Raw genomic sequence first — 15,199 nt, forward strand, 5'->3', positions numbered from 1 at the left:
AGATCCCCGACTTCGTAAAAGTTGTCGGGGATCTGGGGCAGACAATTTAAATGCGATCGCTACCTAAACTAAGGAACGAGGATTTAATAAAATCCACAACTTTTTTCTGGTAGCAGCGCGCTGAAATAGTTTCTACGCAGGAAATTTGGAAGTTAATAAATCCGCATTCCTAAGCAAACTGCGGGAATGCCCATTCTGAGAAAATCGTTCTGCTATTACTTGTTGATAAACCGCCTCATAGCCATCAGTCATATGCTTAACGCTGAAAATATTTTCGACATGCTGGCGACAGGCATAGCGGTCTAACTCTGTTACTTGGTCAATAGCACTGATGCACTCTTGAATATTATTGCAGAGGAAACCCGTCTTGCCGTGGGAAATTACCTCTTCAGTAGACCCCAATTTTATCGCAATCACTGGCGTACCAGAAGCCATTGATTCAACCATCACCAACCCAAACGGTTCCCGCCAAGTGATCGGAAACAGAGTTGCGACTGCACCTCCCATGAGGGCATTTTTTTGAGTATGGTTAGCTTCACCCAGATACTCAATTTGCTTCCCGTCAATGTGCGGTTTAATTTCCTTCTCAAAGTATTCCACATCAACGACATCCACCTTGCCTGCCATTTTCAAATGCCAACCAGTTTCTTTGGCAATTTCTATTGCTAAATGCGCTCCCTTTTCAGGAGACATTCGACCCAAAAACGCTAGGTAGGGCGGATTTTCTGGTTGGGCGTGAAACTCATAACTGCTGACATCAATTCCGTTATAGACCGTTGCTAGATAGTTTAACCCTAACCTTGGTTCTCGTTGTGCATCGGAAATATTGACGTAGGGTTGTTTTTTAGCAAAACTAAATATCTTTTCGTTGTCAGGGGTAAAAATACCGTGCAACGTATGAACTGTAGGGGTTGTGACGAGATTTGCGTAGGACAGTGTGCCATGCCCCACATGAGAGTGAATAATATCAAACTCTTCTGCACGTTCATACACCGAAGCGAGATTCAGCATTTCGTAAACGCCGTAATCTTTGATGGTGCGATCGAGTCTGAGGGCACGGGGATGAACTGACGTTAGTTTTGCCAGACTAATAGAATCTCCCGATGCAAATAAAGTTACTTCATGTCCGCGTCGAACTAATTCATCGGTCAGTAACCCCACTACTAACTCTACACCACCATAAGCTGGAGGCGGAACTCTTTCCCATAATGGAGCTACTTGAGCAATTCGCATCACAAACCTCCTAAAAAATAAAAATTGAATTAGAAGTTTTTTCTTTCTGTTGCTCTAGTGCTTGTAATTGATTCACTCTGCATCAGAAAGTAACTTCAGATACTAAACTTATTAACAATTCCCTTCAAATACTAAGCTCATCTTTCTACATTTTTTATCTATCCTAGTACGGAAATTACCCACTCCTAAAGAGGTAAATCCATTCTAATTTATTAATTTTTGGTGATTTAATACAATTTTAAATATAGTTTTTTTATAATAATGAATTTTATTTAATCGTCAAAATTTCAGCTAAATGGTGATAATGGACGAAAAAGCTCTATTCTGGCCTGTTAATTATCTAATTTTCAAATATTAATTAAAGAATAAAGTGTCTAGCGACTCTTTGGGCGGCTTTCCGTACCTCAAGGATCACCTGTAGCTGCCCAAAGGGCAGATTTTCGTAAGATAGGGTAGTTTTAAATCAGGAGTGCCAAAGTTTGATTAGGAGTTCTATCCAAATTCTTACCGATAACAATTAAACTGTATTGGGGTAAGTTATTCAGCCGATTGCCCACAAGAGAGCGAGTTAAAACTCCCAACTGATAGAACCGATGATTGTAAAGGGCGCACCTGTTTTAACCCTTGCTCTTAGTTCCATTGCTGTCAACGAAATATTCCGTATCAAATAGATTACGGATATTGATAGCAGCCTTTAAAGCATCTCTACGGTAGTAAATCGCCGCATCGGTACGCAAGTAATCGGGGATTTCAAATGAGTTATCTAAATCTCCCGCCCGCGCACCCACATAAAACAGTCCCAGACCAAATCCCAAACCCTTGAAATCGCCATTTTGGAGTTCATAGGTTGTCCAAAGGCTAGCTTGATTCTTTGGCACATCCTCCAATCTATTGCCTACCACATAGGTTTTATCCTCAGTGACTTCTGCATTGGTATAAGCATAGGAAGCGATCGCCTTCCACCCTGGTAAAATTTCAACTGTAATATCCAACTCAATCCCCTGACTTCTTTGCTCTCCTACCTGAATAAAGAAATCAGGGTTAGGGTTATTAGGATCGTCTGTTATAATATTCGTCTTGGTGACTTGATAGACTGCTAATGTTGTCGAGAGTCTGCTTTCTAGAAAGTCAACTTTAATGCCCGCTTCATATTGGGTTCCTTTAGTTGGCTCGAACTGGCTACCATCAGGGTTAAATCCCTGAGTAGGGTTAAAAGATTGACTATAGCTGGTGTAGAGAGAAACAGATTTGCTGGGCTGATACACCAACCCGATTCGAGGGCTGAACGCATTATCATTCTGTTCTGGTTGGTCTGTGCCACTCTTTTGTGAAATCCAATCAAAGCGCCCGCCAATCAGTAACTTCAGGTTATCTTGAAAGCTAATCTGATCCTGAAGGTAGAACCCATAAGATTGAACAGTCCCAAAGTTACTATAAGTATAAAGAGTAGTAAGTGGCTTGGGAATATTGTAGTTGGGGTTGAAGACATCTAGAGCAGGCACAGCGAGGATAGTGGGATTATAAATTTGTACAAAGCGGTTGACATCAAAGCCAAACAAAAGTTGGTGTGGAATCGAGCCTGTATTAAACTTACCAAGCAAGTCGATCTGTCCAAAATAGTTGTCTCTCATGTAGTTACGGTTTGCAGCATATTGCTCTAAGAAACGATCGTCCACTAAATTTGTTCCTACCGTATACTCCTCGATGGCATTAAAAGCAGTTATAGAAAAATTATTACGGAGCTGCCAGTTATCGCTAAACTTGTGGTTTAGCGTGTAGCCATATTTTTGAGTGGTATAATGTTGACCATCGAGAGGATAACTTAAGTAACGACTTCGAGGCAGCCTGAAGGTATTATCGCTGAAAACAGTCGTGAAAGTCTCAGGAATCCCATTGAATTTAGTAGATTCATAGTATAGATTTAGGTCTGTTCTATCTCCCAATTTGCAAGTGATTGAGGGTGCGATCGCTAATTCCTACCTGTTGAGCTAATTCCACTAATAAGGGTGGATTTTCTAAATGAGAGTGTAAAATTTCTCTAGCATGATGGATTCTGGCAATGGTTTGTGACTTTAATCTCGGTGATGGTTGCAATCCCTCCTGATATGCCAAGATTGGGGTTAGTTGCAATGTCATCAATTCCAAAACTTTAGCTTGCAAATACATCCGCTTGGTTACACCGTGGTAAGGACAATTAATGATTTGCTGTACCACTCCTTGTATTGTTAGTGTAATTTCAGGGTAAACTAAAGTTTGCCAATCATCACCTTTTGCTAAGAGACGCAACTGGGGCAAAATTTCTCCATGTGCTGTAGGGAAAAAGGTTTTTAACACATTAGAGGACATATGGATGTCTACACCCACACGTCGTTTTTGAGGAATTTTGATGGACATCTGGCGTTGGATACCACCACCAGAGATACAAGTGTATCCTTCTCCTAGCTTCCCTCCATATTCATCTATGACGCTGCCTGAAAGCAAAACGCCAAATTGTAAGGGGTGTTCGGATTCGGTACATCTTATGATCACATCATTATGATATTGATAATCCATAATCGCCAGCGAAATTTCGGGATGTACTTCAATACTGCGAGAACCACCTTTGCCTAATTGCTTAGGCATTTCACAAGTAAATTCAAATGGTTCTGAGGTAGCATCACATACAACACTCTGGGCAACCTCATCCCATAGTTCCTCTTCTTCCTGCGCTGTCATGGTAATGGTCATAGCTGGCGATTGATGGGAGAATTAATGCTAGTAATTAGCAATAATCTTACAAGAACTAGGCCAAGATGCCATGAGAAATGGGATATTTACCATTTGAGCAATTCAAGAGTTCAAAGAGCTGCCAGGAGCGATCGCTTGTCTTACAGCAATTTTCAGATAAATAGACCACGCCCTACGGGCACAGCATTGCTGTACCCCTACAACAGATGTGGTTCAAATAAATGAAAACTGCTGTAAATAGAGGAATCCTCACAGATTATATTATTTGTCATTGCGAACAAAATGAAGCGATGTCTACGACGGGCTACGCCTACGCGCACAAGGATAGATTTTTTATTAGTTATATTGACTTATTGCATAAAGTATGATATATTATATTGCTATCTATAAAAATCAAATATAAACGTGAATATTTCTCCATCTCTCAAAAAACCGCGTGTCTCATGGCAGGCGGTTTTCTCACTGATCATATTTGTGTTCATGTATCTGCCCATACTGGTACTTGGCTTTTATAGCTTCAATCAGTCGCCCTACAGTGCAACTTGGCAAGGATTCACTCTCGATTGGTATGGCAAGTTGTTCAATGACGATCGCATCTTATCAGCTTTGCAAAACAGTATGATAGTTGCTGGTTGTGCAGTGGGGATTTCAGCAGTGCTGGGAACCTTGATGGCGGTTGGGTTGGCGCGTTACCAATTTCCTGGTAAAAAATTGTATAGCGGTATTGCTTACCTACCATTGATTATTCCCGATATTGCGATCGCAGTGGCTACCTTAGTATGCCTAGCGGCGTTTGCAATACCTTTAAGTTTGTGGACAATAGTTGCAGCCCATGTGGTGTTTTGTCTCGCCTACGTCGGACTTGTGGTGGCTTCACGACTGACTAATTTAGATCCTCACTTAGAAGAAGCAGCACTAGATTTAGGCGCTACACCCACACAAGCTTTCCTGAAAGTATTGTTACCTCAATTGATGCCTGGTATTGTAGCTGGTTGTCTCTTGGCCTTTGTCCTTAGCTTAGATGACTTTCTCATTGCCAGTTTTACTGCTGGTAGCGGTTCTAACACCCTACCAATGGAAATTTTTAGCCGGATCAGAACAGGAGTCAAGCCTGATATTAATGCTTTGAGTGTGATGTTGATTTCAGTATCTGCGATCGTTGCTCTTGTAGCTGAATCCATTCGCGCTTCTGAAGAGAATAAAAGTTTCAAATAACAGTTAAATCAATCTTTACAATCTTCGCCTACTTTAGCTTCAACGATCTCGCCTGTTCAATGGGATTAAATAGCATCGCAGTTTCTAAGGCTTTGAGTACTGTACCTGATTTGATCACAGGTGAGAACAGTAAGAATCAGCGATCGCTTCCATCGGGCGGGTAGGTTGGGAGCAAAGTTCAGTTTCCTTTACTGCGATCGCTTCCATCACCCTGCATCAAGATTGATCGCCTGACTCATTCTCCACTGTTCAATAGCTTTCAAATCTGTAGCCCTTATCCTGCATAGCTTAGAGCTTTTATTAGTGCCATTCGGCTAAGAATTTAATATTTATAACAATTGCTTAAAATCCCGGAATATTTCAAATTAAGTAAGTTTACGGTGTTAATTATTGTGCTTTATAAACACAATAGAGTATGTAAAGTTCAGTGCCAATTCAGCCCAGCAGCGTTAGTTTTTTATAAAAATATAGATGAAGTTACTTTCAATCAAGGTTATCAGTAATAGGGCTTTGAAAGTACAAGTCTAATGTTGAATTTGTTTTCATCCACTTAATTTTTTAATTTGTCGATTAATTATATGTAAGAGATAAACAGACCATAAGAGATTATGGTATTTCTGTTATAAACTTTTACATAAAAATCCAAAACAAATTCATACATTTGTGGTTTGATTTTGCAGGGATTTTTGCATCATACCTTATCCCTGAAACTACTACAGTTCGGTGTCAAAAAGCCGTCCTTATAAAATGTCTAAAACTCTTAATTAACAGTAAATACGAATTAGGTTAGTAAGTTTGGGAACGTCATTAAAAATTATGCGTTCCCCCAGCGTCTCGTAGAGAAGCGGAATTAGGAACATTTATAACTCATGTCTTGCACCATTATCAATATTTGTAGAGTGAGCAGCACTTATAACTTAAAAATTGTGGCTTGAGCCAACAGAAAGAGTTTGACTTTTCACAGTATGTGGATTCATGTCATTTTGAAGGTTTCCCAAGCCCTGATTTTTCTGTTAGCTATTTTCATTAACTCAGGGCTTGAGGACTTCCCGTGAAAAATTAGAAAGAAGTATCTGATCTACAAAAAGTGTTTTAAATGAACTGGTGCAAGATGTTAAACAACAAAAACTAAATGACTGAAAAACAGTTGAGAAATCATGAAACCATCACGCAACTTTTTTGCTCATAAATTACATCAATACCGTTTTTTATTAGCAGCAGCAATTTCTTTAGGAGGAGCATTTACACTTGTAATGCCTTCTCTAGCAGATGGTACAACTGCTGGTACTGTTATCGACAACACCGCAACTGCTGAATATAATTACGTAAATAATTTGGGAGTAAATGTTCTTAATAAAGCTACTTCTAATACTGTAACAATTACTGTAGCAGAGATAGCAGGAATTACGGTGACTTCTCAAGGCATGACAGATACAACAGGTGGTAGTGTTGTTTCTAATGATTTGCTGTACTACGATTTTTTGATTACTAATGTGGGGAATGATCCCACCCGTTTCTTTATTCCAGGTAAAGCTACTATTACAGGGCCAGCAACAGCTGGCGCAATTACCGCAGATTTAGATGGCAACGGTACATTTGAAACTACTATTCCCAACGCTGGTTTTACCACTGGTTCCATTCCTGTTAGTGGATTTGTCAAAGTGCGTGTTCCTGTCACAGTTAATTTTTTAGCAACGCCGGGTTCTAATATTTCAGTATTACTAGGTGATACAGGCCCTAACGATAACAGTAATACTACTCAAAACCAACCTGATAGTCCTGATGGCTCAAACGCTACGGAAGTCCGCACCGTTGATAATTTAGATGCAACAGCAGGAGAAACGGCAGGGGTACCTCTGAATGGAGAACGAGAAGCTAGCGCTATCCAAACAACTACCATCTCTGCGATTCCACAGGCCTTTGCTAAAGTCTTAAAAGTTCGTTCTGGGTATTCAGATTCCAGTACACCCAACAATCTGAGTGATGATAAGTTGACCTACGATTTGAGTCTAAAAATTGATTCCACAAGTCCCGCAGGTAGTACAGGATTAACTCCCGCAAATTTGGTAGGTACGAATATTAATGTAGATGCGCTGATTGGTGCCAAAATTTTGGTATCTGATGCCATTCCCGTAAATACTCACTTAGCGAGTGTAGTTACCCCTCCTACAGGTTGGACTGTTGTTTACACTGTGACGCCTACAGTAGTGACGGCAAACAATGCCCTTTGGACTAGTATTGTACCCGTTGATTTAACATTGGTAACTCGTGTTGGATTTGTTAAATCTGGCACTCTCACTGCCGGGACAACAGTAAATGGATTGTCCTTCCAAGTGGTGACAAATGGAGTCCTGACTTCCACAGCTACGATTTCTAATATTGCTCAGAGCTTTGGTCAAACTCAAGGTGATACACTCAATCAGCTAGTTTATGATGAGTCAGGCGACCAAAACCCTAGCAACTTTAATGATGATGGTACTGTTGGTTCAAATATTCCTAATAGTGGGGTAGCAAATGTTGCTAGTCAAGGGGCAGATAGCAGTAATAACAACACAGGTCAAGGGCCTGGAGGTGAAGTTAACACCTTCACAATGACTGCCCAAACTTCGATTTTGAATGGGCCGCATTTGCACCCTGACGCTGTGGGAGCGACTGATAATAATAATGATTTTTCAAACCAATCAGCGATCGTTCCACTCTATCTGCCGCCAGGATCTACCATCGATCCTGGTGCTGTCAGCTTCTTCAATACTATACTAAACCCCAATCCAACCCTGTTGAGTAATGTCTTACTAGTACCAGTTACCCCAACCAATACTAGTGACCTACCATCAGGTACAACTGTAACTTTGATCTCTGGAGCCAGTGTTGCCACTTACACATACAATGGCACTGTCTTCACCTTGACTTCTGGCTTAGGAATTGTCCTACCAACCCTCAATAATCTCCCAGTTGATTACACCCTAACTGTAGATTTACCTGGAGGAACGCCTCTATCAACAGATACAGGTAAAGCTTTTCCTGTGACAATTCGAGCTTTTGTGGATAGCAATAATGATGGAGCGTTTAATTCTGGAGAATCTTACAATAATACTATTGACCAAGTTTACACAGGTTTCTTGAAACTTGTGAAAGAATCTCGAATTATACAAGGAAGTGGATCTGCTGTTGCTACGAATGATAGCACTTTTAGCACAACAGTCAAAAAGCCTGGTGTAGGCAACATTATTGAGTATCGGATTACTTACACCAATATTTCATCAGTTCCCATCGGCTCAAATAACGCTACTATGAGTGCAACTGGAATCATTATTACTGAAAATGGTAATTCCACTAATAATAACTGGGCGAAAGACAATGATGGCAATGGAACGGTGGATACCAGTCATGTGTTTAATACTGCAATTGATCCTGCCGGAATTGTAACTTATCTAAATTTAGGAGCAGCAGTAACGGATGCAATTGGCGTTAATATCACCATCTATCTAGACACAATTCCTGGGCCACTTCAACCTGGACAGTCTGGAACATTTAGTTTCCAACGTAAGGTCAACTAAGTTATCTGATATCTAGAGTTAGGAGTTAAGAATTATTATTTTCTTCCTTGTCTCTCCCATTCCTCTACGGTTCGGTTAAAGGGAAAAGGGTAATTTTAAACCTTTACCTTTTTAGCAATTGATAGGATAGGTCAAGAGTGCTTATCTGAAATGTATTGAGAGTCAAACTCGCAATAAAAATTATGGGTTCTCTTCAAATAAAACACATCTTCAGAAATTAATTATACTTTACCGAAAACCCTTGTAAAGATGTTGTAATGCAACGTCTTTACATTCTTTTTTGAAGATGTATAAAGAATTTTATACCCCTAATTATACAAGTAGCTAAAGTTTCACTGGGGTTTAAATACCCTTATGTAACTCTCTGAAACTTTGAGTTTTTAATTCTTTAATTGGTTCTTGATGAACTTTTTTGGATAGTGAATAACAGCTATATTAAAATGTAGGGTGCCTTCCGGCAAGCCGAAAGCACTAATATCAGTTTCATTCGGGGTTTCAATTCCCTATGTAACTCTCTTAAATTTTAAATTTTGAATTGTTAATCATCCATCTCTCCTCGTGTAAAAGATATTTTTAAGCACATAAATAAACTTCCGTGTTCGCTTATCTACATAACTGTTTTCAATTAGACAATATTGGGGCTAACTTTGGAGAAGATGCTATTTCCTCCTGATTATGCAAATCTGCCAAAATCCCAATTGCTCAAATCCATTCAACTCTGATGGCAATAGATTTTGCGTGAGTTGCGGACAAAGCAACTTTGGCAAACTTCTGAGAAACCGTTACCGCGTATTGAGACTCTTAGGTGAAGGTGGGTTTAGCAGAACCTATGCAACAGAAGATGTAGACAGACTAAATGCGCCTTGTGTCATCAAGCAATTTTTCCCACAATTTCAGGGAACAGGACAACGCACCAAAGCAGCCGAATTTTTCAAAGAAGAAGCTTTTCGGTTGTATGAACTGGGAGAAAATCATACACAAATTCCCAGATTACTAGCTTATTTTGAACAAGGTACTAGCTTGTATCTCGTACAAGAATTTATTCAAGGAAAAACTCTCTTACAAGAAGTTCAGCAAAAAACCTATGGTGAAAAACAAATTTGGGAACTTTTAACTGATTTATTGCCAGTTTTGGAATTCGTTCATACCCATAACGTCATTCATCGGGATATAAAACCAGAAAATATTATCCGCCGTGCAAGTGATGAAAAACCCGTATTAATTGACTTTGGTGGTGCTAAACAGCTAACACAAACCAGTTTAGGAAGACAAGCTACAGTAATTTATACCCTTGGTTATGCCCCAACAGAACAAATGGCTGGATTTGCTTGTCACGCCAGTGATTTGTATGCTTTGGGTGTAACTTGCGTGCGTCTTTTAACTCGATGTTTGCCTTTACAAGATGCTTCTGGACAGATTAATGACCCTATTTATGATGCCATGAATGCTAAGTGGTTGTGGCGTCAACGATTACAAGAAAAAGGTATTACTATCAGCGACGACTTAGGGAAAATTTTAGATAAATTACTAAAACATCTACCGAGCGAAAGATATCAAACAGCAGTAGAAGTTCTCAACGATTTGAAGTTTACAACATCGAACATTGAACCGGTTGCCCTAAAAATTGTTTCGATGTCCCAATCTATATTACCGCTGCTACCGCAAAAAGTAATAATACCATTACTCTCCTTAGAAACCTTTGAATTTGATGTAGTGACAGTAGACACAGGTGGTAGAGAAGTAAACCGCGTGAACATCAATGCAAACTTCTTTGCTGAAGAATTGGGTAAGTCTGTCACATTAGAAATGGTATCAATTCCTGGTGGTACTTACATGATGGGTTCACCAGAGTTTGAAGGGGATGCTGACGAACGTCCTCAACACGAAGTTACCGTCGAACCATTTTTTATGGGGAAATTTCCTGTAACTCAAGCACAGTGGAGAGTAGTAGCAGCTTTACCCAAAGTCAAACAAGCTTTAAATCCCCATCCATCGAAATTCAAAGGTCTAGATAGACCAGTGGAAAATGTATCTTGGTATGAGGCTGTAGAATTCTGTCTCAGACTATCAGAAAAAACCGGACACGACTATCGTTTACCGAGTGAAGCTGAATGGGAATATGCTTGTCGGGCTGGAACTACAACATCCTTCCATTTTGGTGAAACGATTACCTCTGAGTTAGTCAGTTGTGCTATCGAACCAAAAAGCAAATTCCGTAAAGAAACAACAAACGTCGGTAGTTTTGAAGTAGCTAACGCCTTTGGATTGTACGATATGCACGGGCTAGTTTGGGAATGGTGCGCTGATTCTTGGCACAACAATTATAACGATGCACCCTTAGATGGAACAGCTTGGGAAGTTGGCGGTGATATTAATCGCCGAGTCTTACGCGGTGGTTCTTGGAGTTTCAGTGCAGAACTTTGTCGCAGCGCCAGTCGTAGCTGGAATGAGTCAGACGGTGGACTGAGGGTTTGTGGCTTTAGAGTAGTATTTTCTGTAGAGGAGATTATTTAGCAATTTAATTCAGAGGTTGTAGAAATTATGAAGGACAGAATTGATAAAGGTGACATAGTACTTATAAATAAAAGTGGGAAATATCATAAACAAGTAGGTGAAGTTAGTGAGGTTGATTACAATAGTTTCTTGGTTAAAATAGTGAGAATAAAGTTAGGTAATCAAGAAGAAACCTTTGAAGAGAAAGATTTACAATTAAAAACTAAAAAGCCGAATATTGAAGAGATAATTGCATCAAGAGATAAAATTATAGAACAAGTTGATCAGATTCCCAACTTGCCGACAAGAGAGAAAGTAGAGTTACCCAACCGTCTGAAATATCTTAAATTAGATATTCCTAAACTAGATAAGCAGTTGATTCAAAAAAACTTTGACAGTATAGATAAAATATTCACAGCAGCAAGAGAAGCAGACTCATCAGCAAACTTTTGGCAGAAAATAGATCCTAATTTGGAGAAAATAAGCTGGTGGATTAGAACAAGTCTATAAATCAACAAGTAAGTCCGATAAGAGTAAATTCAACTATGTCTTTTGCAAGAGTCAATGCGTTTCTTTGTGTCAACGTAATGTGAAAACCATATACAATCCAATCCGCTTGGGTTAAGGCTAAAACTCTTTGTCAAAGTCAATTTTTTGAACGTAGATGCGAATGCAATAGTGTCTTGTAGAGTTGCGGCTAACCGCAGGGTAACGGATTTGTGTAGCGTCTCGCTGAGAAGAAACAAAAAAAGAAATACTTATACCAATTCTTTGTGAAACTTCACAAAATCAGGCTAGGTAAGACTTTGGGCAAAATCCCCTTGTTCTATGTAACCTTACAGGTAATCGCTGTTAACTGTATTGATACAAAATCGCGCCAAGGGAGAAGACTCGCTAACGCTGCGCTATGCGCGGTATCGTCTCCCCTTCTCCCAAAGGGAGAGTAGCGCCAAGGTAGAAGACTGCGCTGCCTCCCTTTTGCAGTTCGTTTCTCATATAGTTTGGCGCATCTTCATACAGAATTGGAATTGGTATAACCAAAAAAATAACATGAGCGCCTAACGCACCGCCATAGAACATGGTGAGTTACGGCTTTAGCCTAATGCATCCTACTTAGGTGAATTCTAGTAATAAATTTACCATAGCCGTTGGTTTGGACTTCTCTACGAGACGCTACGCGAACGCTCAACCAACTGAGTGGTCGAGAGTTGAGCGTTCGCGTAGCGTCTCGTAGAGAAGTCCAAACTCGTTAACATAGGTATTTTTTTCATCAGAAATCACCTTAAGATTTACTTTATAAATAACCTTTAAGACAGTGCTTTGCCTCTTAACCTAATCTTATCAATAATTAGAGGAAAAATTTATATTTTACCAGATCATCATTGTTAGGTTTAAAACTAAATAATTGACATTGGACATAATTAAACGTAACTATATTTTTCTCGTTTTTTATGTTTAATGTCTTATGCCTCATACTTTTTCCTTCATCCTCAGCAATGATATTTATTTTTACCCACTTATCTAACTTTGTATTTATAACTGTATGATTAGAATTTTGTTATCAACTTGATAATTAATTCATATCAAATTAGCAAAAGCATTTTTTATCTTTTAAGACCAGCTTATTAGCGGTACTCCATAAAATTTTAGATTAATAAAGAGCGTTTTTTTAGATAGAATAAACTACGAAGATAAGGAGTATCTATGCGTTTTTATCAATTTGCAGGGGTTCTAGGTTGTACTACAGCAGCTTTTATATCAATTACACCCATACAGGTAGAAGCTGCAACTTTTAAAGTGATATCTGGAGTCACCAGTATTGATCGTGATCACGAGGATATTCTTAAAAACATCGGGCTAACCTTGACAGATACTAATAATACAGTTGCACCAATTCCTAGCAATTATTTAGTTGGCTTCAACATCGACTCAGCCACCAACTTTACATTCAGTGACGAGGGCGGTTTTACTCCCCTCTCAGGTACAATCGAGCATACTGGTAGTGTTACCTTCAATGATAAAATTACTGTTGGTGACTTTTCAATTGGTTTTGCTCCAGGACGTACTGTCACAGGTGCCAGCGGATTTGTTTTAAGAGATACACTTTCTTTAAATACAATTTTGTTTGATTTGAGTATTCCAAAACCTGTGGCTTTTGATGGCGAAAATCTAACCATCTCTAATGTTAAATTGTTGATTTCTCCAGAGTTTGCGACTATACTGAAAAACCCTGACTTGTCCGGTTTGTTTGCTGGAACTGCACGAGTTGATGCTCAAGTTGCTGCCGTACCTGAACCTGACAGTGTACTAGCAGTTTTGGCAGCAGGTGCGGCTCTCTTAGCAACTAGATTTTATACTCGAAAAATTAAATCCACTTGATATCTTGAAGCATAGCTAAATGCTTATTAACCGGTGCAAGGGTATTCGCAGCAATCATCCCACTAGCGGCGACTGCTGGTAAACCAATACCGGGAAATGTCGAGTCGCCACAGCACATTAGTCCTGGTAGAGGTGTGCTGGGGCCAGGAAACATACCAGCACCAGCCGGAATTGCTGGGCCGTAGGAACCTTGGTGACGACGGAGATAACGCTCGTGGGTTAAAGGTGTACCAACAAGTGTGACTTCGCAACGAGAGCGAATATCTGGAATGATCCGTTCTAAAGCTTGCCACATTATTTCTGCACGCGATCGCTTTTGTTCGGCATATTCTTGGTTCCTTCTATCCATCCCTTGCCACAGAGCATATGGCTCATTACCAGGAGTATACACATGAATCACATGCTTACCTGCTGGTGCTAGGGATGGATCGAGAGTTGAAGGGATTGATATCACTACAACATTCTGAGGTGCCCTCACACCCAATTCCCAGTTATTAACTACGATGTAATGACACCGCAAATCTGACTGTAATCCTTGAGCATCAATGCCTAAATGTAGATGCATAAAGCTATCACACTCAGGCGTAGCTTGTCGTTTGCTGCGGTACTGTTTGGGTATTGCCTTTTCTGGTAGCAACTTCAGTGTATCCCAAACCGATGCATTAGAAATTACTGCCCGACGGGCCCGAATTTCTTGGCGATCGCGCAGACGCACACCCATCGCGCGATTACCTTCTACAAGCACTTGCTCCACATGAGCGCCTAGCATCAGCTTCCCACCGTGACGTTCCAATCCTTGTACAAGGGTGTCAACTAAAGCACCACTACCACCAATCGGATATTCAAGTACTGCGTCTGGTCGATACCAGTCGGCAAACATAAATGCTACCTCTGCGGCGCTAGTACCATCTGCTGGTAGTCCAGAAAGTAGAAAACAAAGTAAATTGAGCCAATTTCGCGTAAACGAGTCTTTAACAACCCCATCCATAATCCGGCTGAAGGGGCCCGTCAGCTTGATGATATTCGCCACATTTTTTGTCATAGATGGGACAAATGGGCCCACAGTTCTAGCTGCACCAAAATCAAAGCGTAATGCGGCTGGTGGTATGGAAGTTGCTGCATTAGCAAATGGTTTCATAACAAGCTGGAGTTCCTGCCATTCGGCTACAGCATTATTACCACGGAATTTCATCAGCACTTCACAAAATTGCTCGGCACCAACCCCCGTGTCAAAATCACCTTCTGGCAGACAACAACCCCAAGTATCGTAGATTACGCATGGTAATTCAGAGCCAATTGCATCTAGTACTTGTCGCAAAGGGTTAGCAGAGGGGCTGTAAGACAGTCCAGAGTAGAGGGACGGGCCCGAGTCAAATTTGAAACCATTGCGCTCAAAAGCATGGGCAGCGCCTCCAGGAATGGAGTGACTTTCGCAGACTATCACATCAAAGCCATACCGTGCCAAAAGAGCAGCACAACTCAAACCGCCAATACCGCTACCAATGACAACTATATCTGTGTTTTGCATATCCCTTATGTTGGCAACAATGGTTTGGTTTTCAAGGTATGCTAACTGATCTAGAGTTAGCGCGTCT

Annotated in this window: 9 protein-coding genes; 5 read left to right on the forward strand and 4 right to left on the reverse strand. The window is 40.3% G+C overall.

What is annotated here, in order from left to right:
- Positions 1 to 132: 132 nt before the first annotated feature.
- The 3 genes from V7K49_RS29035 to V7K49_RS29045 all read right to left on the reverse strand — a co-directional run bounded on the left by V7K49_RS29035 (position 133) and on the right by V7K49_RS29045 (position 3,960).
- A complete protein-coding gene (locus tag V7K49_RS29035; RefSeq protein ID WP_335208705.1) occupies positions 133 to 1,233 on the reverse strand; it encodes a glycosyltransferase family 4 protein in 1,101 nt (366 codons plus the stop codon).
- A 617-nt stretch (positions 1,234 to 1,850) separates the two neighbouring features.
- Positions 1,851 to 3,176, reverse strand: a complete 1,326-nt coding sequence (locus V7K49_RS29040) for a TonB-dependent siderophore receptor (protein WP_335208706.1) — start codon at positions 3,174 to 3,176, stop codon at positions 1,851 to 1,853.
- Positions 3,166 to 3,960: an AraC family transcriptional regulator gene (locus tag V7K49_RS29045; protein ID WP_335208707.1), complete on the reverse strand. Its 795-nt coding sequence runs from the start codon at positions 3,958 to 3,960 to the stop codon at positions 3,166 to 3,168. Before V7K49_RS29045 ends, V7K49_RS29040 begins: the two co-directional genes overlap by 11 nt.
- 405 nt (positions 3,961 to 4,365) lie before the next feature.
- Between V7K49_RS29045 and V7K49_RS29050 the strand changes: the two genes are divergently transcribed.
- The 5 genes from V7K49_RS29050 to V7K49_RS29070 all read left to right on the forward strand — a co-directional run bounded on the left by V7K49_RS29050 (position 4,366) and on the right by V7K49_RS29070 (position 13,604).
- Complete coding sequence (locus tag V7K49_RS29050) at positions 4,366 to 5,175, forward strand: ABC transporter permease (RefSeq protein WP_335208709.1); 810 nt, start codon at positions 4,366 to 4,368, stop codon at positions 5,173 to 5,175.
- A 1,157-nt stretch (positions 5,176 to 6,332) separates the two neighbouring features.
- The gene (locus tag V7K49_RS29055; RefSeq protein WP_335208711.1) at positions 6,333 to 8,732 is read left to right on the forward strand and encodes a beta strand repeat-containing protein; all 2,400 of its coding nucleotides are present in this window, start codon (positions 6,333 to 6,335) and stop codon (positions 8,730 to 8,732) included.
- Positions 8,733 to 9,407: 675 nt separating this feature from the next.
- Positions 9,408 to 11,246, forward strand: a complete 1,839-nt coding sequence (locus V7K49_RS29060) for a bifunctional serine/threonine-protein kinase/formylglycine-generating enzyme family protein (protein ID WP_335208712.1) — start codon at positions 9,408 to 9,410, stop codon at positions 11,244 to 11,246.
- Positions 11,247 to 11,273: 27 nt separating this feature from the next.
- The gene (locus V7K49_RS29065; protein WP_335208713.1) at positions 11,274 to 11,735 is read left to right on the forward strand and encodes a hypothetical protein; all 462 of its coding nucleotides are present in this window, start codon (positions 11,274 to 11,276) and stop codon (positions 11,733 to 11,735) included.
- 1,194 nt (positions 11,736 to 12,929) lie between these two features.
- The gene (locus V7K49_RS29070) at positions 12,930 to 13,604 is read left to right on the forward strand and encodes a hypothetical protein (protein WP_335208715.1); all 675 of its coding nucleotides are present in this window, start codon (positions 12,930 to 12,932) and stop codon (positions 13,602 to 13,604) included.
- On the opposite strand, the gene V7K49_RS29075 is transcribed toward V7K49_RS29070, so the two are convergent.
- Positions 13,591 to 15,132: a phytoene desaturase family protein gene (locus tag V7K49_RS29075; RefSeq protein ID WP_335208779.1), complete on the reverse strand. Its 1,542-nt coding sequence runs from the start codon at positions 15,130 to 15,132 to the stop codon at positions 13,591 to 13,593. The genes V7K49_RS29070 and V7K49_RS29075 overlap by 14 nt on opposite strands.
- Between the last annotated feature and the right edge of the window lie 67 nt (positions 15,133 to 15,199).

It is taken from the genome of Nostoc sp., assembly GCF_036919675.1.
In the GTDB taxonomy this organism is placed as follows: domain Bacteria; phylum Cyanobacteriota; class Cyanobacteriia; order Cyanobacteriales; family Nostocaceae; genus Nostoc.

Coding starts and splice junctions, on each gene's coding strand:
- V7K49_RS29035 (WP_335208705.1), bottom strand. CDS start 1,233: ATGCGAATTGCTCAAGTAGCTCCATTATGGGAAAGAGTTCCGCCTCCA.
- V7K49_RS29045 (WP_335208707.1), bottom strand. CDS start 3,960: ATGACCATTACCATGACAGCGCAGGAAGAAGAGGAACTATGGGATGAG.
- V7K49_RS29055 (WP_335208711.1), top strand. CDS start 6,333: ATGAAACCATCACGCAACTTTTTTGCTCATAAATTACATCAATACCGT.
- V7K49_RS29060 (WP_335208712.1), top strand. CDS start 9,408: ATGCAAATCTGCCAAAATCCCAATTGCTCAAATCCATTCAACTCTGAT.
- V7K49_RS29065 (WP_335208713.1), top strand. CDS start 11,274: ATGAAGGACAGAATTGATAAAGGTGACATAGTACTTATAAATAAAAGT.
- V7K49_RS29070 (WP_335208715.1), top strand. CDS start 12,930: ATGCGTTTTTATCAATTTGCAGGGGTTCTAGGTTGTACTACAGCAGCT.
- V7K49_RS29075 (WP_335208779.1), bottom strand. CDS start 15,132: ATGCAAAACACAGATATAGTTGTCATTGGTAGCGGTATTGGCGGTTTG.